This is a genomic window from Massilia phyllosphaerae (assembly GCF_034659755.1).
Lineage (GTDB): Bacteria > Pseudomonadota > Gammaproteobacteria > Burkholderiales > Burkholderiaceae_D > Telluria > Telluria phyllosphaerae.
This window is the reverse complement of record NZ_JAXSQX010000004.1, coordinates 70,415-90,734: the sequence shown is the minus strand read 5'-3', so window position 1 is coordinate 90,734 and position 20,320 is coordinate 70,415. Positions and strand designations below refer to the sequence as shown.

The following is a 20,320-nucleotide window of genomic DNA, read 5'->3' as shown; positions in this document are numbered from 1 at the left end:
AAAAAAACTGTGTTATTTAGGGGTAACAAAAATGTCCAATAAGAAATTTGCAGTCAGCCTGGTAGCAGCCCTGTTCGTGACCGGTTTCGCCGGCGCCGCCTTTGCCGCCGAAGTACCGGCCAGCTTCGATGCGTCGAAGTGCAAGGTCGACTATCCGAAAGCCTCCCTGATGAACGAAGAGCAGGGTGTGACCTCGATGTCGTTCCAGGTCAACGCCGATGGTTCGGTGGCCGATTCGAAGCTGGAAAAGTCGAGCGGCTTCAAGGGCCTGGACAAGGCAGCACTGAAAGGCCTGTCCGCCTGCAAGTTCAAGCCGGGCACCAAGGACGGTGCCCCGGCCCAGACCTGGACCAAGGTCGACTACGCCTGGAAGCTGGACTGATCTTCTCCGATCATGCAGCACGATAAAAAAACCGGCCGAGGCCGGTTTTTTTATGCCTGCTTTTATGCGTACTTTTATGCCTACTGCGCAGGCCGGACCAGTCCGCGCCGGAACACCTCATCGGCCACCTGGCGTCCGACCAGCACGCCTTGCACCTTGTCGAACTGGAAGTGCACGCCGAGGTAGATCCGGCTCTGGCCGGCTTCTTCCTCGGCTTGCGAGAAGCTGCCGTAGCTACGCGGCAGCTTCGGCCTGACCCAGCCGTCGTTGTCGCGCGTGATGCCGTTCCATTCGTCGGACACGAAGGTGAACGGAACCCCGTCGCCATACAGCTTGCGCAGCGTCCCGAACACCGAGCCGCCGGTCGCCGCGTGGCCTGACGGATAGGTCGGGAAGGGCGGCGTGTAATCCGGCCCGACCATGTTGCTGGCCGGCGCTCCCAGCGGTGTCCAGTTGGGGTCGGCCCGCGTATCGGGATTGCCGTCGCCCTTGCCGGTCGGTCCGGTGCCGGGGTCGGCTTCGCGCACCGCATGCACCGGGCGCCAGAAGCGGTAATGGTACCTGGCGTCCCATGCGGCGATGGTCGAATCGGCCATGGCCACGTTGACCAGGCCCAGGTCGCGCGCCACTTCGAGCGGGTCGCGGGTGCGCGTGAGCACGATCTGCAGCGCGATCTGGTTATACATGCGTATCGGCGAATCGAGCCAGGCCGCATCGTCGTAGCCCCAGAAGATGCCGATCCGGGTCTGTTCCAGCGTGCGCCTGGTCGGCGTGGTGACGCCGTCGCCGCCCAGCTGCTTCACCTCGTTGAAGGCACTGGTGTAGGCCGGACTGGTCAGGGGCGGCGGCGGCGGCGCGCGGAACGGGACGACCGAGGGCACCACGAAGGGTTTCACGGATCCCCAGTACGCCCCCAGCGCGACCGGATTGCGGCTGACCGGATCGGGGCTCCATTTGCCGGGTTCGATGTACAGCGGATAGTCCTCGCCGACGATCGGATTCGGCCGCTCGGCACCGTCGTTGGCGCGCAGCGCCAGGATCGCGGCGGCGGCGCGGCGGCCGACGTCGATGCCGTTCTGCTTGGTGCGGCAGTCGGGCAGCCTGGCCAGCTCTTCCTTCAGCAGGGCGTCGAGGCGAGGGGCCTGGCGCGTGTACGGGCCACCAGCACGTCGTGCGCGGCCTGGGCGATCGCCGCATCGGGCAGGCTGTCGGGCAGTGCCCCCAGCGGGCCGCTGTAGCCCGGATAGCGCTTGGCGATCGCGTTCAGGGCATCGTAGCCGGCGATGTGGAAGATGGCCATCACGCGGCTGCTGCGCGTGCGGCCGCGCTGCTCCGCAAATGCAAACGGCCCGGCTGGCGGCGGCGTCACGTCGAACACCGCCGCGCGCCAGGCCTGTTCGCTCCAGTAGGCCAGCCGCGCCGTCGCATTGACCCCGGCCGGGGCGCTGTAGCGCGGTGGCAGTTCATGGGTGTTCGGCTGGGTCGGATAGGGATTGGGCTCCAGCAGCACGGGCGCGGCCGGCGCCGATGGCTCGGCGGCGGCCGTCAGCATCGATACGGACAGGACGCAGAGCAGTGACTTGATACGGGTTTTCATGGAAGAACTCCGAGCGGGCGTGGAAGAACTGGCGAACTCTGTCATTCCACGTTACGGGTTCAGCCATGGCCGGACAAGGACAAACGGAACGGATATTGATGAGTAACAGTCCCGATTCCCCCAGGAATCGAAACCCTGTTGAGATGGCACATTACCTATGCATGCTGCAAAGACCGGCGTGCAACTGTTACTGTTTCTTAACGTCATGTTTCGATTGTAAGCACTTGCATCATTCGTACTGTACGGGTGTCGTGCTCGCTATAGTGAGTCCAAAACCAACCGAAAGGAGAAGCATCATGAAACGAATCCTCTGTGCCGCTGCCGCCGCTCTGATCAGTACTGCCGCTTTCGTGCCGGTGCAGGCCTTCGCCAAAGGTGAGGTCGTGGTTGTCCGTACCGCGCCGCCGGCCCCGCGCCACGAAGTCGTGCCCCATGCCCGCCGCGGTTACGAATGGGCACCCGGCTACTGGAACTGGAACGGCCGCCGTTATACCTGGACGCAGGGCCACTGGGAACGTGCCCGCAAGGGATATGCCTACCACCGTCCGGAATGGCGCCAGGGCAGCAACGGCTGGGAACTGGAACGCGGCGGCTGGCGTCGTGGCGACCGTGACGGCGACGGCGTACCGAACCGTTTCGACAACCGTCCGAACAACCCGAACCGTTCCTGATCGTCGCGCCTGATCGGCAACCAGGCCGGTAGCAAGGCCTTGGAATCGGTCATAAGGCCTTAGAAAGCAAAAGCCCAGTCCCCGGACTGGGCTTTTGCTTTCAGCGCAGCGCTTACTGTGCAGGCATGTGCTGTTTTCTTACATACACTTCCAGCTCCGCCATCGGTGTCCGCTTTTCGCGTTCGTAATGGTCGACGATCCACTGGTAGGTCACCGGATGAATGACGCTGTAGCGCAACTGGGGCTGGTCATCCAGGGCATGATCCGACAACAGCACCATCTTGGGTGGCACGCGTGCAAGACGGGCGACTTCGGCCTGTTCGAAGCCGGCATCGCGGTGCGACAGGGCATAGATTTCCCATATCCCCATCCTGGACCTGTTGATGGCATACAGGCCCGGCAGGTTGGGGACGGCGAGGAAATTCGCCTGTGCCCCCGGTACCGTCGCCAGCGCACGTTGGCTGTCCAGGATATCGTCGACGATGAAGGGATCGGTGTGCATGGTGCTGCCGTCGATCACGACGCTCTTCGTGGTCCGGCCGAACAGCTTGCTGTTGATGATCATGGTGTCCTGGCCCACCGCCAGTACGGATAAGGCGAGAACGCCGATCGCGACGGGAAGCACTGCACGGCCCAGCATGCTGCAACAGAAAAGAATCAGCAGTACGGGCACGACCGACAGCGCCAGGTGGACCAGGTCGGCACGCGAGTAGGCGTAGTGTGCGTAGACCAGGCCCACGCATGCCGACGCGGTCAGTAGGTAATGCGGTTCGGTGAACCCGGCGATACGCTTGCGCAGCATGGAGAGCAGCGTCAACACCGGCACCAGCAGCAGCGCCAAGAAACCCAGGCCTTTCGCCACGTCGCAGGCCCACAGCACCCATCCGTTCTTTCCATGTTCGGCATGCCAGGGCCAGGGCACGGGCAGGGGAATATTGGTAGCGCTGGCGACACTGTGAACGTGCTCGATGACGCCGGCTGCCAGCGCGTCCAGGAATCCCGGCTTGGCCAGCCCCATGAGGAAGGTCGGGCTGAAACCAAGAACCGTCCCGCCGATGAAGGCAAGCGCCGGGCGCAGCACCTCGCCGCGCTTTCCCTGTTTGAGCAACATGAAGCCGAGGGCGAGCAGGGCTGAGGCCGCGCCATACACGCCGTGATTGCGTCCCATGACGGCTGCCAGCCCCAGTATCACGCCGGCGCCGAACCAGCGTGCCGGCGCGCGCGACGTCAGTATCAGCACCGTCATGGCGACGATCAGGATACAGGTGCCGTAGTCGTAGACCTTGTAATAGGGCGTCGCCCAGAGATTCAGGATCAGGGCCACCGCGACCGCGAAGCCGATGGCCCGCGCCGGGCTCAGCCTCGCCCGCAGCGCCCACAGCGTCAGCCAGGTACCGACGCAGACGCTCAGCGCCTGATAGACGAATGCGGCCGAGTGTGCCCCGAAAATGCCTTCGTCACCCATGACGAACATGATGGCGGCGGCCCATAGATAACGGCCGATGTCGTAGGCCAGGAAATCCCGTATCGGGGCTTCCCCGCGCAGTACGCGTTGACTGCCGTACCAGTAATAGCCTTCGTCGGCCAGATCGAGGCCGTAGCGCCATGTCAGCAGGAACCAGCACAGGGTGACGCCGATGCCGCAGGCCAGGGTGATAAGGAGATTGCGATGGGAGGAAGGACTGCCTGTCATGGCGTGCATGCCCTGTCGGAAATCGAAGGAGAATGGATGCCATGGCTCCGCAAAATTTATGCCAGAACAAATAAGCGTTTGTTTTCAAACGGTTAATGTTGAGACGGCATTGATTTATAGCGCAATGTAAATTTTATCGACAGGAAAGGCGTGACTGGCGCACAAAGCAAAAAGGCCCCATGCTGTTCGCGATGGGGCCTTTGCTTGACTACCGAATTCTTGGGGTGGCTGATGGGACTCGAACCCACGACAACAGGAATCACAATCCTGGACTCTACCAACTGAGCTACAGCCACCACTGTCTTACTTGCTGTCGCGTTGTTGTTGCTGCGACAGAACAAGATTATATAAGGTACTTCGCATTCTGGCAAATCGAGTTTTGCCGAACAGTGCGATGGCCCTCACGCCCGCTCGAACGCCACCTCGTCCACCGGCAGGTCGATGCCGACCAGGCTGTTGAAGGCGGCCGCCAGCGCCGCCGCGCTGGCGCTCGTGTAGGCATGCAGGCTGGCGGGTTCGGCGTCATCCGCGGCGCGCAGCAACCGGCCGGCATCCAGCAGGCGCACCAGCTGGCGCGCCACGGCGTCGCCGGTGTCGACCAGCACGATGCCGCGCGCACCGCTGTCCGCGATCACGTCCTCGATCGACGCCCGCACCAGCGGGTAGTGGGTGCAGCCCAGCACCAGCGTGTCGGCACCCTGTTCCAGCAACGGCGTGATGTAGCGCCGCAGCAGCTGGGTGGTGGCCTGGGCGTCGCCCGATTCGATCTGGTCGACCAGGCCGCGGCAGGCCTGCAGCAGGAATTCGGCGCCGGTGGCGGCGCTGATCTGGTCGCGCAGCTGCAGGAACTTGGCGCCGACCAGCGTGCGCTCGGTGGCCAGCACGCCGACCTTGCCGTTGCGGCTGGCGCCGGCCGCCGGCTTCAGGCCCGGTTCGACGCCGACGATGGGCATGTCGGGAAAGCTCTCGCGCAGCAGCTTGACCGCGGAGATGGTGGCGGTGTTGCAGGCCACGACCAGCGCCTTGGCGCCGCGGGCCACCAGGAAGCGCGCGACCGCGAGCGAGCGCGCCGCGACCACGTCTTCGGACTTGTCGCCGTAGGGGGCGAAGCCGGTGTCGGCCACGTAGAGCAGGTGTTCGTGCGGGAGCTGGGCGCGGATGTGGCGCAGGATCGAGAGGCCGCCGACGCCGGAGTCGAAGATGCCGATGGGGGCGTCCTGGGGCAGGGTAGAGGAAGTCATGGAAGAGATGATAACGCCGGAATGGCGTAGGGTGGGCACGCCGTGCCCACGCGGAAGCCAGCATTACGCAAACGTCCGCGTGGGCACAGTGTGCCCACCCTACAAAGGCTGCCGTCTATATTAGACGGTCGTGACCGGAATACCCTTCAGCGACTCGATCTTGGCCGACCATTCCTTCGGCCCGGTCTGGTGCACGGAGGTGCCGGTCGAATCCACGGCCACGGTGACCGGCATGTCCTGCACCTCGAACTCGTAGATCGCTTCCATGCCCAGGTCTTCGAAGCCCAGCACCTTGGCCGACTTGATCGCCTTGGAGACCAGGTAAGCGGAACCGCCGACCGCCATCAGGTAGGCCGACTTGTGGTTCTTGATCGATTCGATCGCGGTCGGGCCACGTTCGGCCTTGCCGATCATCGCGATCAGGCCGGTCTTCTCGAGCATCATGTCGGTGAACTTGTCCATGCGGGTCGCGGTCGTCGGACCGGCCGGGCCGACCACTTCGTCGCCGACCGGATCGACCGGGCCGACGTAGTAGATCACGCGGTTGGTGAAGTCCACTGGCAGCTGCTCGCCGCGCGCCAGCATGTCCTGGATGCGCTTGTGAGCGGCGTCGCGGCCGGTCAGCATCTTGCCGTTCAGGAGCAGGGTCTGGCCCGGCTGCCACGAGGCGACTTCCTCTTTCGTGAGGGTGTTGAGGTCGACGCGTTTCGACTTCTGGGTGTCCGGGGTCCACTGCACGTCCGGCCAGGTCGACAGCGACGGCGGGTCGATGTAGGCCGGGCCCGAGCCGTCCAGCACGAAGTGGGCGTGGCGGGTGGCGGCGCAGTTCGGGATCATCGCGACCGGCTTCGATGCGGCGTGGGTCGGGTACATGTTGATCTTCACGTCCAGCACGGTGGTCAGGCCGCCCAGGCCCTGGGCGCCGATGCCGAGCGCATTGATCTTGTCGCACAGTTCGATACGCAGTTCTTCCAGCTTGTTCTGGGGGCCGCGCTGCTTCAGCTCATACATGTCGATGTCTTCCATCAGCGACTCTTTCGCCATCAGCATCGCCTTTTCGGCCGAGCCGCCGATACCGATGCCGAGCATGCCCGGCGGGCACCAGCCGGCGCCCATCAGCGGCACGGTCTTGAGCACCCAGTCGACCAGCGAATCGGACGGGTTCAGCATCACGAACTTGGTCTTGTTCTCCGAACCGCCGCCTTTGGCAGCCACTTTCACGTCGACGCTGTCGCCCGGGACCAGTTCCATGTGGACCACGGCCGGGGTGTTGTCCTTGGTGTTCTTGCGCTCGAAGTGCGGGTCGGCCACGATCGAGGCGCGCAGCTTGTTGTCCGGGAAGTTGTAGGCGCGGCGCACGCCTTCGTTGACGGCGTCCGTGATCGAGCGTTCGCCGAAACCTTCGAAGCGCACGTTCATGCCGACCTTCAGGAACACGTTGACGATACCGGTGTCCTGGCAGATCGGACGCTTGCCTTCGGCGCACATCTTCGAGTTGGTCAGGATCTGGGCGATCGCATCCTTCGCGGCCGGGCTCTGCTCGGATTCGTACGCGCGCGCCAGGTGCTGGATGTAGTCGGCCGGGTGGTAGTAGCTGATGTACTGGAGTGCGGCCGCGACGGATTCGATCAGGTCGTCCTGTTTGATGACAGTCATTTCGTTCTCGTTCAGGTTAATGTTTGGAGTTGCTCTGGGTGTTCATCATGATGCGGTCGGTGTAGGCGATCGCCATCGCCGACAGCAGGAACGCGATGTGGATGCAGGTCTGGGCGACCAGCACTTTTACCTCGTAGGCATTCGCGTTGATGAAGGTCTTCAGCAGGTGAATCGAGGAGATGCCGATGATGGCCATGGCCAGCTTGGTCTTCAGCACCGATGCGTTCACGTGCGACAGCCACTCGGGCTGGTCCGGGTGGTCTTCGAGGTGCATGCGCGACACGAAGGTTTCGTAGCCGCCCACGATCACCATGATCAGGAGGTTGGAGATCATTACCACGTCGATCAGGCCGAGCACGACCAGCATGATGGTGGTTTCGTTGAGCTTGGTCGGCGGCGGCGCGTTGGGCACGGCCACGGCCTGGATGATGTGCTGCAGGGCGTCCTCGTTGCCCAGGGCGGCCAGCACCAGGTCCTTGAGTTCGACCCAGAAATGGAAGACGTAGACGCACTGGGCCAGGATCAGGCCGAGATACAGGGGCAGTTGCAGCCAGCGGCTGGCGAACATGAAATTGGCGAGGGCGCTGCGTTTTTTTGCTGCGGAAGGGGAGTGCGAATCGAGCATCTGATCTGTAATGGGAGCCGGTTGGTGGAGCTTGTGACGCGGGCATCGGTCAAGACAGCTGAACATTCTACACCCGTACGCGATTGCTGGCTTGTCTTCCGCGATGCACAAAGGTTGGTAGAATCGTACGGAGGGATGCCAGCGGGTGCACCGCACTGGTGCGCTGTAAGCGCTCAGTAAGCGAGTCCGCCTAAGGTATTGTGCAAAACTACTACTATGGAGACTAGTATGGCTGAGACTGAGACCAATCAAGAGCAGGGCGCACTGAACGAACACCGCGTCTTCAACCCGCCCGCCGACTTCGCCGCCAATGCCGCCATCTCCGGGATGGACGCCTACCAAAAACTCTGCGACGAAGCCGCCAACGACTACGAAGGCTTCTGGGCCCGCCTCGCGCGCGAAAACCTGGCCTGGCAGACGCCATTCACGCAAACCCTGGACGAGTCGGACGCGCCATTCTACAAATGGTTCGCCGACGGCAAGCTGAACGCCTCGTACAACTGCCTCGACCGCAACCTCGAGAACGGCAACGCGGATAAAACCGCGATCATCTTCGAAGCCGACGACGGCAGCGTCACCCGCGCCAGCTACCGCGAGCTGCACGAGCGCGTCTGCAAATTCGCCAACGGCCTCAAGTCGCGCGGCATCAAGAAGGGCGACCGCGTCGTCATCTACATGTCGATGTCTATCGAAGGCGTGGCCGCGATGCAGGCCTGCGCCCGCATCGGCGCCACCCACTCGGTGGTGTTCGGCGGCTTCTCGGCCAAGTCGCTGCAGGAACGCGTGATCGACGCCGGCGCCGTCGCCATCATCACCGCCGACGAGCAGCTGCGCGGCGGCAAATCGCTGCCCCTGAAAGCCATCGTCGACGAAGCGCTGGCCATGGGCGGGTGCGACACCATCAAGGATGTCATCGTCTACAAGCGCACCGGCGGCAACATCAACTTCCAGGAAGGCCGCGACCTGTGGCTGCACGACCTGGTCGACGGCCAGCCGGCGCAATGCGAGCCGGAATGGGTCGACGCCGAGCACCCGCTGTTCATCCTGTACACCTCGGGTTCGACCGGCACGCCGAAGGGCGTCCAGCACAGCACCGGCGGCTACCTGCTGTGGGCCGCGCTGACCATGAAATGGTCGTTCGACATCAAGCCGAGCGACGTCTACTGGTGCACCGCCGACATCGGCTGGGTGACCGGCCACACCTACATCGCCTACGGCCCGACCGCGGTCGGTGCCACCCAGGTGATCTTCGAAGGCGTGCCGACCTACCCGCATGCCGGCCGCTTCTGGGAAACCATCGCCAAGCATAAAGTCAGCATCTTCTACACCGCGCCGACCGCGATCCGCTCGCTGATCAAGGCCTCCAACGCGGACGAGAAAGTGCATCCGAAGAGTTTCGATCTGTCGAGCCTGCGCCTGCTGGGCACCGTCGGCGAGCCGATCAATCCGGAAGCCTGGATGTGGTACTACAAGAACGTCGGCGACGAGCGCTGCCCGATCGTCGACACCTTCTGGCAGACCGAAACCGGCGGCCACATGATCACGCCGCTGCCTGGCGCGACCCCGATGATCCCGGGCTCCTGCACGCTGCCGCTGCCGGGCATCATGGCCGCCATCGTCGACGAAGCCGGCGCCGACGTGCCGAACGGGCAGGGCGGCATCTTGGTCGTCAAGCGTCCGTGGCCGTCGATGATCCGCACCATCTGGAACAACCCGGACCGCTTCCGCACGGCCTACTACCCGGAAGAACTAGGCGGCAAATACTACCTGGCCGGCGACGGCGCGATCCGCAACAAGGACACCGGCTACTTCACGATCACCGGCCGCATCGACGACGTGTTGAACGTCTCGGGCCACCGCATGGGCACGATGGAAATCGAATCCGCACTGGTGGCGCACCCGTCCGTGGCAGAAGCCGCCGTGGTCGGCAAGCCGGACGACACCACCGGCGAAGCGATCTGCGCCTTCGTGGTGCTGAAGCAGGCCCGCCCGACCGGCGACGAAGCCAAGCAACTGGCCGCCGAGCTGCGCACCTGGGTCGGCAAGGAAATCGGCCCGATCGCCAAGCCGAAGGAAATCCGCTTCGGCGACAACCTGCCCAAGACCCGCTCCGGCAAGATCATGCGCCGCCTGCTGCGCGTGCTGGCCAAGGGTGAGAACATCACACAGGACGTGTCGACGCTGGAAAATCCGGCGATCCTGGATCAGCTTAAAGAGTCTGCATAATCGTAGGGTGGACGGCTTCGCCGTCCACGCGTTCAACCAACGCTAAGTAGGGTGGGCACCCCGTGCCCACGAAAAGCCGCACCGTGCAAACGGCGCGGCTTTTTCATTCCTCGCCCGGCTGCTTGAACAAGGCATCCAGCGGATTCGCCTTCTTCACCTCCGGCTCGGCACCGCCACCGAACAAGGCATCCAGCTCGGCACGCTTGCTCGCCACCTCGGCCCGCCCGCGCTTGCCTGCGAATTCCTCTTCGATGTTATCGCGGTAAAAGCTCCACGCCGCCCCGGACGTCGACAACCGCCGCCACACCTCGCTGCCGACACCGCTGTAATCGATGGCACCGCCGTCGTCGAACTCGACCCGCAGGATGCGCTCACGCGCGTCGTAGCCGATGGCGCGCAGCTTGCCGGCGTTAATTTTCTTCATATCCATTGAGATACCTGTGCATTGGGTTTGCTCAGGATTATTATTTAGATAATCGCTCGCAACGGCAAGTGCCGCGCTCTCGTATTTCGCATTCATGCTGTCCAGGTTTCGCTTCATCAACCCGCTGGAGACCCATCATGAAATGTTGGTACATCAGCCTGGGCCTGTTGGCATGCGTCCACTGCCACCCACTCGCAGCCGAAAGCAGCGTCTGCCAAGGCAAGTCGGTCGAAAACTGGCAAAAGGTGCCCAAGGTCTGGCAAATGCAGACCGGCTTCGCCACCTATGCCATGGTCAACATCAATATCGACGGCTACGGCCGGGCTTACCACCGAGAGAATTACAAGACCGATGCCGTGATCCACTTGTGCAACGCGGGCGAGGTGTTCCTGCCGGATGGGTCCTCGTACCAGGGATCGGAAAGCAACGCCACCTGCACCGGCAAGTTCATGAACGACCTCGCGAACATCGAAGCGGCCGGCTGGAACGACCCGGAGGTGGGCGCAATCCGCTGGTACGGCGTGCTTGCGACAGGGAAGGCGGTCATCCGCGGGCGTACCATCGAGGGCGTCAAGCCGGTACCCCAAAAGGATGGCAGCGGCTATTACGTGTCGCCGACTACCTTGTTCGACACGTCGATCCAGGACCAGGCGCAGCAGGATCGCTACGTTCATCCGCTGACGGTCCCGGCCGCCGTCATCCCGCGCCGCATCGCCGATGCCGGTATCCGGCTCGGCAGTTTCGGCGTCGCCTTTTCACCCAGCGCCAAGGCGGCGGTTCCGTTTGTCGTCGGCGACATCGGCCCGAGGATCGGCGAAGCCAGTCCGGCGCTGGCCCGCCAGTTGGCGGGCCTGGCGCCAAGCGCCACCATCACCCGGAAGAATCGCTACGCGGGGCAGGTCGACACCCCGTCAGTCCTCTGGGTCTTCTTCGGCGACACGCCGATGGACTACCGCGGGTCCGACCCCGGCGCGACCGTCGCGGCCGCAGGGAAGGCGTTCGAGGAGTGGGGCGGCATGGCGCGGCTGCAGGCCTGCATGAAGGTCGCGGCGAGGTAGCGTTCACGCTAGCAGCGTGACACTCTTGTGCAGCCGAGAAACCTTGTTATAATAGGCGGCTTCGCAGTGATGCGAAAACCCATCAGGAGAGATGGATGAGTGGTTTAAGTCGCACGCCTGGAAAGCGTGTATAGGTTCATAGCCTATCGGGGGTTCGAATCCCCCTCTCTCCGCCAAGATTCTACTAAGGCCGCTTTGATGCGGCCTTTTTTATTTGTACTATTCAGACAGTTTGTACTATTCAATCTGATATTTCTTTCATTCATTGCAAAGTCGCGCTACCATTTCCTGATGTTAATTTCGCAAAGGCTGATGCCATGCAGATCCGGGAAGCCATCGTCCATCGTATAGACAAGGAGCGTCAAGGGAGGGCCACGTTGACGCTTCGCGGCGATGTACTACCAAAAGATGGGGTACTCACCAGTTTGGTTGAAAAGAGCCGCGACGCGTATAACTCGAATCCGAACCGCGCTGTCGGGATCTTTCAACCTAACCAGCTTGTTTATCCTTTCAGCAAACTCTTGGATTCCTACCTGACAGCTGCCGGCGATTTTATTGGTTTCACCCATCAGTCAATGACTTTATTGGAAAACCATATCAATGGCGAGCCGTTTGCGACCGGCGGATATGCGATCTTCATAGATTACGAAGATGACAGCGGGAAGCGCTTTTTCATGATCGTCATCTTGAAATTAAAGGGTGGCGTAGGTATTAACGAGATCAACCTTGCCCTCAGCGAGAACTGGAATCTTGACGTTGATCACTTGCATGAGGCTGCTCGAGTAAATATCGAAAATTGGAAGTCATCAAAAGGAAATTACATCTCGTTTGCCCGTACTGCTTCAACAAATAGGACGTTCACTCAATATTTTAGGGAATTTATTGGGTGTACTCAATTTATTGAATCCAAAGCTCAAACTACAATTTTAGTTAAGGCAATTACAACCTATTGTCAAGAGACGGGTCTGAATGCTGATGCCACTAAAATTCTAAAAGCAAAGGCTTTCGAGTATTTCGAAGAGCAGAAGCGAGAAAATAAACCAATTAGCCTCGCCGCAATTTCAATGCGATTTAATAATGATGAGCCGAAAGCATTCACGGATTTTCTGGCGAAAAAGGAAATAGAGATCGGAGATGGCTTTGAGCCTGATAGAGGGTCGTATAAATATTTGAAGAGAATTGGTGGTAAGGATACGGAAATGTCGATTAGCTTCGATCGTGCGCTACTCGGCAATACTGTGAGTTATAATAAAGAAAAAAAAGTACTGACTTTTCTTAAGCTTCCTGACTCGCTTGTGGAGGAGTTAGATAAAGAAATGTAGGCTTAGATTACTTACCGAGAATTCTTAGGATGTCCCTGACGAAGACACAATTGGCTGCTAAGGTATATCGCCAAATGATTGAGCCTCAGCTCAATGGGGCATCTATAGTCGGGAATATTGTAGTCGATGTTGATTCACGACAGTTACTTGCAGACCTAGCTGATGCTCAGATGACTCTAGAGGACGTTTCCGAGGGGCAACCTGATGGAGCGGTTGTGCAACAGTTAGAGGTTGATGTTCCTCGTGGGTTAAGCAATTTTTTTGCTAAGGATTGGGACGATCTTTTACAAAGCCACAAATTTTTAACAATCCCTCCTGATGAGTTTTATGTTGCTGCGGACGATTACCTCAGTTCGGAGGGTAAAGAATTTCTCACGGCAGAACGCTATAAGTCAACGATTGCGCTGGCGCAATTAATTCAGGATGTGGCGGATTTTAAAGACATTTCAGACGACGAGATGAAGTGTATATTTCTCCAGCCTGCCAAGTTAGAGATTTTAATAACGTATAGCGCGAAGGACTTACGCTCAACCCCTGGTTTAGATGAGCTTGCGGAGGAATTCGGCACGTCAGCCAAAAAACATAAGGATCAGCGAAAAGTAATCCTTAAGGTGGTTTTGAACGAGATGCTGGGGAACGTTCGCGAAGAGAATCGCTTTTCTCAGCTTTTGAGTGAATTTCGTGAATTCAAAAGGCGAGTGCAGGATAGCTATGAATTATACGTTGCTGAATTTTCTTTCGAAAAAGTTTTGGAGGAAGTTCAGGCGCATAAACTAGATTATACGATTAAGTTAAATAAAGTATTTTCAGATATTCAGAATCAACTTCTTGCTGTGCCAGCTGCCCTTATTCTTATTGGAGGGCAGTTAAAGGAAAGTAATGGGTTTAGTTGGCACAATGTTGTAATTATGTTTGGTTGTCTAGTATTTGTTGTGTTTATGGATTTGCTAGTTCGAAATCAGTACAACACACTCAATGCTGTGCATTCGGAGATTGTAGCGCAAGAGAATAACTGGATCCGAAAACATGATGATATTTATGATCGTTTTGCGAAACCTTATGCTGATCTCGAAAAACGATACAGACATCAAAAATACCTTATTCGAATTGTCGACGTTCTCGTTGCATGCACTTTTTTAATTGCAACCGCTCTGTTTTTTTGGAACTCAACACCCACTACTTATTGGTTAAAACTGGCAGTAATGAAGTGGGTGTAAAGCTGTTTCCTTTTATCGTAGCGGTTTGACGACTTCGGGTCGCCGCCGATAAACACGATCAGTGAGTTTGCTGTCGGCATGGGCGAGCAGGCTTCGCGCGTGCTCCAGCGTCGTCGCATCGCTCGCGCATTTTGCCCGCAAGTCGTGCTCGGTGAAGTGCTCTTTGACCTTGGTCTCGTCCATTACACGGGTAATGAAATTCCTCCAGAGCGATTCCCACCCGCCGGCGCGGCCGGTCTTTTCGTCGATGTAGCCCTCACCATCGCGATTGCAGAACAGGAAGGGCGACAGCTTCATTGGTCGTGCGCCCTTCGCCAGTGCGACCGCGCTGCGCAGCTCGTCGGACCATTCGATAATCATCCGCTTGCCGGTCGAGTCGCGGGTCTTGTGGGGCTCGACGTGCATTCCGTCCTCCTTCAGGTCGGACATCGTCAGGCGCAACATGTCGCCGCGGCGCAGGCCGGTCAGCAGCTTTATCCGGATATACGCCTGGGCCGCCAACACGCTGCCGGCCTTCCGCCGCGCCGCGAGCGACAGGCACTCGACCACTTCCCAATCCTCAACGTAGCGCGTGCGCGACTTTTCGCCCTCGAAACGCGTCTCGCCCTTGAACGGGTGCCGATCGATGAAACCCCATTCGACGGCCTTGGTCAGCGCGTGCGACAGCACCTCGACCTCTCGCTTCGCACCAGTCTTTCCCTTGGCCATGTCGACGTACCGGTAGACGTGCATCGGCTTGATATCGGCCAGCCCCATGCTGCCGAACGCAATCCGGATCTTCTTGACCGCGCTGTGGTTCTGCGCCTGGGTGGTGACGGCCTTCTTGGGGATCACCTCAAGCGCGTATCGATCTAGGAGCTGGGCGACAGTCTTCGCATCCTGCACATAGCGGAGGCGCTCGGCCCACGCCGTGTAGGCGTCTGCAAGCGTAGCTCCGAGCCGGAACAGCTTCTTGCCATCCCAGGCGGCCTCCTGGCCAGGCGGCACCTGGTAATAGTAGGCGCCGTGGGTATGCCGCCAGCGCAGCGGCAGCCCCTTGTTTTCTGGCTTACGCTCGCGCGGCATCAAGCGCTCCCCAGTTAGGCTCTTTCGACCTTATCTTGCGAGTAGCGGCCGGGGCTACTCCGAAGACTTTCTCGACGTGTGCACGCAGCACCGCCAGGGTGCCGTCGGGGCGCTGTCGGTGCTCGATCCCCATCCCGCGCAGCACCTTCACTTGAGCGGCCCGCTGCACGCGCTTCGTCATGCTGCGCAGTTCGTCGTCGTCTAGAAACATCCCATCCATCATATCTCCTTATGCGCTTACTTTGCCGGTACCGCATCGCCAGCGCGGCTACCTGCCCAGGCGTAGATGTAGTCGATGAGGGCGGCGCGAGCCCTTTCGTACGGCTGCTCTGGACCGCCGTTTAATTCGTCACGGTATGCATCAATCAGATCGGCCAGCCGCTCGCCGAATTCCGGCGTATCGATGCTCTCTACCTGTGCTTTTGGCTGGGTGGGAGCGGCGCCGGCCAGGTTTTCGGGTGCGTTCTCCTGCAGGTAGCGGTAGCTCAGGCCCAGCATCAGGCGCGCCATGTCGGTGCTCGTCGGGATCGGCACCGATTCGACTGGAGCGTCCAGGCTGAATCGCCGACGGACGATCGCAATCATCTCTTCTGGCTCGTTGTCATCGCTCACCACGACATCGGCTTCATTGTTGCCGACCATGCGCGCCATGAAGGTCAGCTTCATGCCGGGCACGAACAGATCGGAAATCTGCCCCAGGTGGTTGGCGATCTCGTTGTGCAGGTCTCGCACGCTCATCTTAGTCATTGTCGTTTTCCTTCTTGGATTCGGTGAGGCGCACAAGCTGGGCGCGGAGGTCGGCAATCTCGGCGTCACGGATGGCGACAGCTTCTGCTGCATGGCGCTGCGCCTGCTCGTACGTGAACATCTGGCCGCGCGCCTTACGATCTGCTGCGACAGCATCGCGCTGGGCCTGGCGGACCTGCTCGGCGGTGTAGACCGTGGCGATCGTCGTGCCGGGTGGAGTTGCTTGCACCGATGCGGTCCAGTAGTTGCCGGGATAGATCGTGCCAACCGGCGCCGACAGAGGCGGCAGTCCTGACGCATCCAGGGCAGGAGCGGCGCGGCGGTTCCAGGCTTCGATGCTTTCGCCGAGCGCGCCGCAGTCGCCGCAGCCTGGACCGCTCTTGCCGTCGTTGCCGGACCATTCGGCCGGATCGATATTGGTGCCACCGCAAAACGGGCACGGCAACAGTCCCGCATCTTCGCCCACAGGGCTGGTCTGGTGGTCAGGCATGGAGTGGCTCCTTGGGTTGCGTGGCGGCAGCTCTTTGCTTAATCACGGGCGACAGGGCCACCTCCGCGCGGCACTTAGCCATCTCGTCGGCCGCGTAGCCCCAAATGTTGCTTTGGTCGAAACGTTCCGGCCCAATCCAGTCCATAGAAAGCTGCTTCCCAGTGCGGATATATTCGGCAAGCGCCTGAACTAGCGATTTCAGGGTGCCGCCGTGCGAGAATCCGCGCCAGTGGCCCTGGTAGGCCGTATAAATCGGCTTTCCGCTGTAGTCGTCCACGAAGTACACATGGCCCGTTTTGCCTATCATCATGCTTGCCACGCGGTCGTGCTGCTTGCTATAGAAGAACCGCCGCCCGAAGTTGGAAATGGACTTCAGAAGCTTGTTCACTTCCGCCACTCGGGCGGCCTTCTGCTCTGCCCGTTTCATGCTGCACCGCCTTTCGCATCCTGTTGAGCGGCGGCCATGGCTGCGTCGATGGCTTCGCGCGCCTTCCCTTCCATCGTCGGATAATTGGTGCAGTGTCCCGCCATGCGGACCTGAACGAAACGCATGTCAGCGCCGCACGGAAGAATCCAGATCGACCCTTTCTCAGCAATCTGCGCATCGATCCAGTCGAGGCGCTCTGCATCCTTCTCGCCATCCTGGACAGGGTGAGCGGCGCGAGCTTTCCGCCAGGCGTAACCGGGCAACTCGCTCCAGCATGCGTCCACATCTTCCTCTGTGAGATTCTCACCGTGCGCTGCTCGCAATGCGGCCTCGAACAGCGCACGCTCGTCCTGTACGGTAACGCTGGCGGGACAGTTCTCGCATTCGTCGCGGCGCTCCCCTGGCGCCCGCCCGCAGTGCTCGCATACCGGCGCATGATCGCTACCTGCACCTGCTGCGCTGGCCTGATAGATCATCATGCGGTCATTGTCGGCAGCGGCATCGTATGCGGCCTTGTCAGCAAACCTCCAGCCGCCGCCGTACGGGTGCTGGCTGTGGTTGTAGACCATGTAGCTCGGCGCATGATCGGTCTTTGCAGCGGCACCAGCCAGCTGGATGCAAGCCATTCCGTAGGCGCGCATATCGTTGCCGGTGAACTGTTCAAAGTTGGGCCATTTGTCGCCGCTTTTCGGCAACGGTGCCAGCGCCTGTTCAGCGCTCGGGGCAGCGGCATCATGGACAACTGCGCTGTAGTTCCAGAACATCGCGCGCAGCGATTCGATCGTGTTGGCGGCCTGCCGCATCATGTCGGCGTAGTCGTTGTGGCTGTAGCCGGGGTTGCTAGCGTACTCGCGCAGGTTGTCGACCACGTCATCCAAGCTGGCGCCCGACAGATCGCCGTCGGTGGCGGGCGCTCCACTGGTAAGGTAGCGGCGGGCAAGAGCGACCAGCTCCTGCACCGTGGCCGGGTTGGCGGCGGTGATGAAAGCTGCGTCCAGATTGTCTGTCACGCCATCCGCCAGTTGGTAGATTCCATACCAGCCTTGGGTTTCTGAGGCGCGAGCCAGTGCTTCCAGTTTGTCCAGTTGTGCCAGGTCGATGTTGGCGGTGGTGTTGGTGGTCTGGTTCATTTCGATTCCTTCGTGATGTGCATGGCGACCCAATCGCGGACTGCTTGCCAGCGCTGCGCACCGGCCTGTTCTTTCGGCACTTGCACCTGCTGTTCGTGGCTTTCCCAGCGCCGCATCGGTCCGCAAATCTCGACCCATTCCCATCGATGATCGCTTACATGCTCGTCGTTGACCCACATGATCTCGCGCGCCAACTGCTCGGCGATGTTGAACTTGGGGCCGAGCGCTTCTACGTCGTAGGTGTCGATACTGGCCAAATCCAGGCCGCGCGCTTGCCCGACGACGCCGAGCGCGCAGAAATGGCCATCGGCCTCCAACTCGCCGGCTACCAGCTGCTTGTCCGGCATGGCGTCGAGCGCCGCCAGCAGTTCGCGCAGCAGCGCCTGCCCGCGCTTACCCCTGATGGCCGACATGACCTGAGCGCGATACCGACCAAGTGCCAGCGGGTCGTCGTCACCGTAATCTTCGCAATATCCGCTGCGGCTCATGATTTTTCTCCTTCGCCATCGGTGCTAGCTGCGCGCTTCGACTTCATGGCGCGGATGGCGGCAGCGCAGTGCGTGATTGCGTTGTTGTAGCCGGTATCCCCATCCGTCCCAGTATCTTCGACCCGCTCCGCTTCGCAAGCCTGCGCAGCTGCTTCCAGTACGTCGCGCACATCGGCCTGCACCTGGGCGGCCGGCGCAGCGCCGACAGGCTCGGCCATCGAAAGATCGAAGTGCAACGACTGCAGCATGTCGCGTGCCGTGCGCGCATCATCTTCTGTCACAGGCCACAGCAAGACATCGCTGATTTCCTCGATATGCTTCGGCGTAATCAGCGGCGACGGCGCCACTGGAGCGGCTAGACTGGCGCGGCCGTAGCTGTCGCCAGCGGGCGCCTTGGCCGTATAGATGACGGTGACGGTGCCGTCGGCGTGCCGCTGCATAATGTTGATGTGCACGCCCTGGTCGTTGTTGCTGACGCCGATATGCAGCTCGTCGCTCGCCGTGCTCGGGCTATCTGCCGCTGCAGGGGCAATCTTGAAGCTCGCAGCCAGCTCAGCAGCCCCATGACGGGCATCGCGATGGCCAGCAACGTAGCCGTTGTACTGAATGGCGCCGCGGCCGCCGGGTGGATTGCACGGCAGGCGCATGATTGCATCGTGCAGGTCCGTCGGCGATACCAGGGCCGGCACCGATGTGGCTGGCTTGCTCGACTCATCCCACTCTACCGTGCCCGGTGCGCGCTTGTCGCGGGCCCGGCGGTTTTGGTTATCCATTTTGCTTTTTCTCCGTCTGGTCGTCGTTTGCTGCCGGCTGGGCGGCTGCTTCCTGCGCCTTCGCGATCGCATCGTCGCGGCGGGCCCGGGCGTTGTCGCTCGCGACCGCGTCGTCGAAGCGCTGCCGGCGCGACATGAATGGGGCTGGGAATGGGTTGTAGGGGCGGCGCTTCTTCATGCTTTTGCCTCGCCGCCCAGGGCTTCGACCAAGTCGGCCAACAGCTTGGCCAGCTCGCCGGTCATCAGCATCATGTCGTTGTCGAAGCGCTCGTCGTCGCTGTAGGTGATCGCTTCGCCTTCCTTGATGACGTCGAGCGGGCGCACGGACTTGATCGCCAGTTGCTCGGTCAGGACGAACGAGATGCGGCTGTTCCAGGTCATGGCCAGGCGCGTGCACTGCTTGCCACCCGCGATGTGGCGGCCGATGTCTTCCGGGTCCAGGGAGTGCTTTACGTACCGCACAGCAGCACGGCTCTCGCCGGTGGCGCGCAGCTCGGTGTCCTGGTCAACGGTGAAGTTGTGGGGAGCTTCGTCGGACTCCAGCCACGCGGTCATGACGGCGACCGGGGAGTGCTGCAGGCGCACCGATTCCAGCGGCATCTTGTCGACGGCCTTCAGCAGGAGCTTGATAACGTCGTCCGCTTTGCTCGGGCTCGCTGCATCGACCACCAGCCAGCCGTTGACCGGGTCGATCCAGGCCCAGGTGTTGCCGCGGATCGAAAATGCGCGCGGCAGCAGCTCATCGGCCACACGTTCCTTCAGTTCCTTCATCGCCTTTTTGCCCGGCGCGAAACCCTGCTGTTCTTCCAGCTCGGCGGCCTTGGCCTTGGCGACCTGGTTTATCACCGAGCTCGGCAGCAGCTTTTTCTCGGTCGCCAGCTGCAGCAGGAATTGGCCATTCACGGCGTGCACGAGCGGTGCGCCATCACCGCGCGGCGGCGCCCAGCCCTGGCGCAGCAGTTCGCTACTCGATGCCGGCGTGAAGGCTTGCGAGGCGAGGGCAGCGGACAATTCATCGGCGGTGACGGCCCAGGCGCGGGGGAGGCGATAAATCTGAAGGTTCTTGAACCACATCTCTTGGATTCCTT

The 20,320-nt window shown here is 60.8% G+C and carries 23 protein-coding genes and 2 tRNA genes; 7 read left to right on the top strand and 18 right to left on the bottom strand.

Annotated features, from left to right (window positions below):
- Positions 1 to 31 precede the first annotated feature (31 nt).
- Positions 32 to 382, top strand: a complete 351-nt coding sequence (locus U1H99_RS16350; RefSeq protein WP_323142789.1) for an energy transducer TonB — start codon at positions 32 to 34, stop codon at positions 380 to 382.
- A gap of 80 nt (positions 383 to 462) precedes the next feature.
- Here the strand turns inward: U1H99_RS16350 and U1H99_RS16345 are convergent, their stop codons facing one another.
- Both U1H99_RS16345 and U1H99_RS16340 read right to left on the bottom strand, forming a co-directional pair.
- Positions 463 to 1,278 carry a vanadium-dependent haloperoxidase gene (locus tag U1H99_RS16345; protein WP_323142788.1) on the bottom strand — a complete coding sequence of 272 codons (816 nt, stop codon included), beginning with the start codon at positions 1,276 to 1,278 and terminating at the stop codon, positions 463 to 465.
- Between the two features lie 221 nt (positions 1,279 to 1,499).
- Positions 1,500 to 1,979 carry a hypothetical protein gene (locus U1H99_RS16340; RefSeq protein ID WP_323142787.1) on the bottom strand — a complete coding sequence of 160 codons (480 nt, stop codon included), beginning with the start codon at positions 1,977 to 1,979 and terminating at the stop codon, positions 1,500 to 1,502.
- A gap of 296 nt (positions 1,980 to 2,275) precedes the next feature.
- Between U1H99_RS16340 and U1H99_RS16335 the strand changes: the two genes are divergently transcribed.
- On the top strand, positions 2,276 to 2,650 hold the full coding sequence (locus tag U1H99_RS16335; protein WP_323142786.1) for a hypothetical protein: 375 nt from the start codon (positions 2,276 to 2,278) through the stop codon (positions 2,648 to 2,650).
- A gap of 112 nt (positions 2,651 to 2,762) precedes the next feature.
- Here the strand turns inward: U1H99_RS16335 and U1H99_RS16330 are convergent, their stop codons facing one another.
- From U1H99_RS16330 to U1H99_RS16310, 5 genes are all read right to left on the bottom strand, one after another.
- Positions 2,763 to 4,352, bottom strand: a complete 1,590-nt coding sequence (locus U1H99_RS16330) for a glycosyltransferase family protein (RefSeq protein WP_323142785.1) — start codon at positions 4,350 to 4,352, stop codon at positions 2,763 to 2,765.
- 211 nt (positions 4,353 to 4,563) lie between these two features.
- Positions 4,564 to 4,639 (bottom strand) — tRNA-His (locus U1H99_RS16325).
- Between the two features lie 105 nt (positions 4,640 to 4,744).
- A complete protein-coding gene (gene murI / locus U1H99_RS16320) occupies positions 4,745 to 5,584 on the bottom strand; it encodes a glutamate racemase (RefSeq protein WP_323142784.1) in 840 nt (279 codons plus the stop codon).
- Positions 5,585 to 5,704: 120 nt separating this feature from the next.
- Positions 5,705 to 7,240 carry a fumarate hydratase gene (locus tag U1H99_RS16315; RefSeq protein WP_323142783.1) on the bottom strand — a complete coding sequence of 512 codons (1,536 nt, stop codon included), beginning with the start codon at positions 7,238 to 7,240 and terminating at the stop codon, positions 5,705 to 5,707.
- A 16-nt stretch (positions 7,241 to 7,256) separates the two neighbouring features.
- A complete protein-coding gene (locus U1H99_RS16310) occupies positions 7,257 to 7,865 on the bottom strand; it encodes a YqhA family protein (protein ID WP_323142782.1) in 609 nt (202 codons plus the stop codon).
- Positions 7,866 to 8,093: 228 nt separating this feature from the next.
- On the opposite strand from U1H99_RS16310, the gene acs reads away from it, so the two are divergent.
- The gene (gene acs / locus U1H99_RS16305) at positions 8,094 to 10,091 is read left to right on the top strand and encodes an acetate--CoA ligase (RefSeq protein ID WP_323142781.1); all 1,998 of its coding nucleotides are present in this window, start codon (positions 8,094 to 8,096) and stop codon (positions 10,089 to 10,091) included.
- Positions 10,092 to 10,194: 103 nt separating this feature from the next.
- Here the strand turns inward: acs and U1H99_RS16300 are convergent, their stop codons facing one another.
- Complete coding sequence (locus tag U1H99_RS16300; protein ID WP_323142780.1) at positions 10,195 to 10,515, bottom strand: KTSC domain-containing protein; 321 nt, start codon at positions 10,513 to 10,515, stop codon at positions 10,195 to 10,197.
- 137 nt (positions 10,516 to 10,652) lie between these two features.
- Here U1H99_RS16300 and U1H99_RS16295 point away from each other — a divergent pair, with 137 nt between their 5' ends.
- From U1H99_RS16295 to U1H99_RS16280, 4 genes are all read left to right on the top strand, one after another.
- Positions 10,653 to 11,573, top strand: coding sequence for a hypothetical protein (locus tag U1H99_RS16295; RefSeq protein ID WP_323142779.1), 921 nt, complete (start codon positions 10,653 to 10,655; stop codon positions 11,571 to 11,573).
- 85 nt (positions 11,574 to 11,658) lie between these two features.
- Positions 11,659 to 11,749, top strand: a tRNA-Ser gene (locus U1H99_RS16290).
- Positions 11,750 to 11,890: 141 nt separating this feature from the next.
- Positions 11,891 to 12,895, top strand: a complete 1,005-nt coding sequence (locus U1H99_RS16285; protein ID WP_323142778.1) for a nucleoid-associated protein — start codon at positions 11,891 to 11,893, stop codon at positions 12,893 to 12,895.
- 29 nt (positions 12,896 to 12,924) lie between these two features.
- Complete coding sequence (locus U1H99_RS16280; RefSeq protein ID WP_323142777.1) at positions 12,925 to 14,112, top strand: hypothetical protein; 1,188 nt, start codon at positions 12,925 to 12,927, stop codon at positions 14,110 to 14,112.
- Positions 14,113 to 14,124: 12 nt separating this feature from the next.
- Here the strand turns inward: U1H99_RS16280 and U1H99_RS16275 are convergent, their stop codons facing one another.
- From U1H99_RS16275 to U1H99_RS16230, 10 genes are read right to left on the bottom strand one after another with little or no spacing between them, the layout of a single operon-like run.
- A complete protein-coding gene (locus U1H99_RS16275; protein ID WP_323142776.1) occupies positions 14,125 to 15,177 on the bottom strand; it encodes a tyrosine-type recombinase/integrase in 1,053 nt (350 codons plus the stop codon).
- A complete protein-coding gene (locus U1H99_RS16270) occupies positions 15,161 to 15,388 on the bottom strand; it encodes a DUF4224 domain-containing protein (RefSeq protein WP_323142775.1) in 228 nt (75 codons plus the stop codon). Before U1H99_RS16270 ends, U1H99_RS16275 begins: the two co-directional genes overlap by 17 nt.
- A gap of 26 nt (positions 15,389 to 15,414) precedes the next feature.
- A complete protein-coding gene (locus tag U1H99_RS16265; protein WP_323142774.1) occupies positions 15,415 to 15,924 on the bottom strand; it encodes a hypothetical protein in 510 nt (169 codons plus the stop codon).
- Positions 15,917 to 16,414, bottom strand: coding sequence for a hypothetical protein (locus tag U1H99_RS16260; RefSeq protein WP_323142773.1), 498 nt, complete (start codon positions 16,412 to 16,414; stop codon positions 15,917 to 15,919). The genes U1H99_RS16265 and U1H99_RS16260 overlap by 8 nt, the downstream gene beginning before the upstream one ends.
- Complete coding sequence (locus U1H99_RS16255) at positions 16,407 to 16,841, bottom strand: YoqU family phage-derived protein (RefSeq protein ID WP_323142772.1); 435 nt, start codon at positions 16,839 to 16,841, stop codon at positions 16,407 to 16,409. Before U1H99_RS16255 ends, U1H99_RS16260 begins: the two co-directional genes overlap by 8 nt.
- Positions 16,838 to 17,971 (bottom strand): hypothetical protein, encoded by a 1,134-nt coding sequence (locus U1H99_RS16250; RefSeq protein WP_323142771.1) that lies wholly within the window; start codon positions 17,969 to 17,971, stop codon positions 16,838 to 16,840. The genes U1H99_RS16255 and U1H99_RS16250 overlap by 4 nt, the downstream gene beginning before the upstream one ends.
- Positions 17,968 to 18,459 (bottom strand): hypothetical protein, encoded by a 492-nt coding sequence (locus U1H99_RS16245; RefSeq protein WP_323142770.1) that lies wholly within the window; start codon positions 18,457 to 18,459, stop codon positions 17,968 to 17,970. The genes U1H99_RS16250 and U1H99_RS16245 overlap by 4 nt, the downstream gene beginning before the upstream one ends.
- Positions 18,456 to 19,232, bottom strand: coding sequence for a hypothetical protein (locus U1H99_RS16240; RefSeq protein WP_323142769.1), 777 nt, complete (start codon positions 19,230 to 19,232; stop codon positions 18,456 to 18,458). The genes U1H99_RS16245 and U1H99_RS16240 overlap by 4 nt, the downstream gene beginning before the upstream one ends.
- On the bottom strand, positions 19,225 to 19,410 hold the full coding sequence (locus U1H99_RS16235) for a hypothetical protein (protein WP_323142768.1): 186 nt from the start codon (positions 19,408 to 19,410) through the stop codon (positions 19,225 to 19,227). The genes U1H99_RS16240 and U1H99_RS16235 overlap by 8 nt, the downstream gene beginning before the upstream one ends.
- Positions 19,407 to 20,306, bottom strand: a complete 900-nt coding sequence (locus U1H99_RS16230; protein WP_323142767.1) for a recombination-associated protein RdgC — start codon at positions 20,304 to 20,306, stop codon at positions 19,407 to 19,409. Before U1H99_RS16230 ends, U1H99_RS16235 begins: the two co-directional genes overlap by 4 nt.
- Positions 20,307 to 20,320: the final 14 nt, after the last annotated feature.

Excerpts from the sequence above, each read along its gene's own strand:
- U1H99_RS16350 (WP_323142789.1), top strand. The coding sequence starts at position 32 with ATGTCCAATAAGAAATTTGCAGTCAGCCTGGTAGCAGCCCTGTTCGTG.
- U1H99_RS16340 (WP_323142787.1), bottom strand. The coding sequence starts at position 1,979 with ATGAAAACCCGTATCAAGTCACTGCTCTGCGTCCTGTCCGTATCGATG.
- U1H99_RS16335 (WP_323142786.1), top strand. The coding sequence starts at position 2,276 with ATGAAACGAATCCTCTGTGCCGCTGCCGCCGCTCTGATCAGTACTGCC.
- U1H99_RS16330 (WP_323142785.1), bottom strand. The coding sequence starts at position 4,352 with ATGCACGCCATGACAGGCAGTCCTTCCTCCCATCGCAATCTCCTTATC.
- murI (WP_323142784.1), bottom strand. The coding sequence starts at position 5,584 with ATGACTTCCTCTACCCTGCCCCAGGACGCCCCCATCGGCATCTTCGAC.
- U1H99_RS16315 (WP_323142783.1), bottom strand. The coding sequence starts at position 7,240 with ATGACTGTCATCAAACAGGACGACCTGATCGAATCCGTCGCGGCCGCA.
- U1H99_RS16310 (WP_323142782.1), bottom strand. The coding sequence starts at position 7,865 with ATGCTCGATTCGCACTCCCCTTCCGCAGCAAAAAAACGCAGCGCCCTC.
- acs (WP_323142781.1), top strand. The coding sequence starts at position 8,094 with ATGGCTGAGACTGAGACCAATCAAGAGCAGGGCGCACTGAACGAACAC.
- U1H99_RS16300 (WP_323142780.1), bottom strand. The coding sequence starts at position 10,515 with ATGAAGAAAATTAACGCCGGCAAGCTGCGCGCCATCGGCTACGACGCG.
- U1H99_RS16295 (WP_323142779.1), top strand. The coding sequence starts at position 10,653 with ATGAAATGTTGGTACATCAGCCTGGGCCTGTTGGCATGCGTCCACTGC.
- U1H99_RS16285 (WP_323142778.1), top strand. The coding sequence starts at position 11,891 with ATGCAGATCCGGGAAGCCATCGTCCATCGTATAGACAAGGAGCGTCAA.
- U1H99_RS16280 (WP_323142777.1), top strand. The coding sequence starts at position 12,925 with ATGTCCCTGACGAAGACACAATTGGCTGCTAAGGTATATCGCCAAATG.
- U1H99_RS16275 (WP_323142776.1), bottom strand. The coding sequence starts at position 15,177 with ATGCCGCGCGAGCGTAAGCCAGAAAACAAGGGGCTGCCGCTGCGCTGG.
- U1H99_RS16270 (WP_323142775.1), bottom strand. The coding sequence starts at position 15,388 with ATGTTTCTAGACGACGACGAACTGCGCAGCATGACGAAGCGCGTGCAG.
- U1H99_RS16265 (WP_323142774.1), bottom strand. The coding sequence starts at position 15,924 with ATGACTAAGATGAGCGTGCGAGACCTGCACAACGAGATCGCCAACCAC.
- U1H99_RS16260 (WP_323142773.1), bottom strand. The coding sequence starts at position 16,414 with ATGCCTGACCACCAGACCAGCCCTGTGGGCGAAGATGCGGGACTGTTG.
- U1H99_RS16255 (WP_323142772.1), bottom strand. The coding sequence starts at position 16,841 with ATGAAACGGGCAGAGCAGAAGGCCGCCCGAGTGGCGGAAGTGAACAAG.
- U1H99_RS16250 (WP_323142771.1), bottom strand. The coding sequence starts at position 17,971 with ATGAACCAGACCACCAACACCACCGCCAACATCGACCTGGCACAACTG.
- U1H99_RS16245 (WP_323142770.1), bottom strand. The coding sequence starts at position 18,459 with ATGAGCCGCAGCGGATATTGCGAAGATTACGGTGACGACGACCCGCTG.
- U1H99_RS16240 (WP_323142769.1), bottom strand. The coding sequence starts at position 19,232 with ATGGATAACCAAAACCGCCGGGCCCGCGACAAGCGCGCACCGGGCACG.
- U1H99_RS16235 (WP_323142768.1), bottom strand. The coding sequence starts at position 19,410 with ATGAAGAAGCGCCGCCCCTACAACCCATTCCCAGCCCCATTCATGTCG.
- U1H99_RS16230 (WP_323142767.1), bottom strand. The coding sequence starts at position 20,306 with ATGTGGTTCAAGAACCTTCAGATTTATCGCCTCCCCCGCGCCTGGGCC.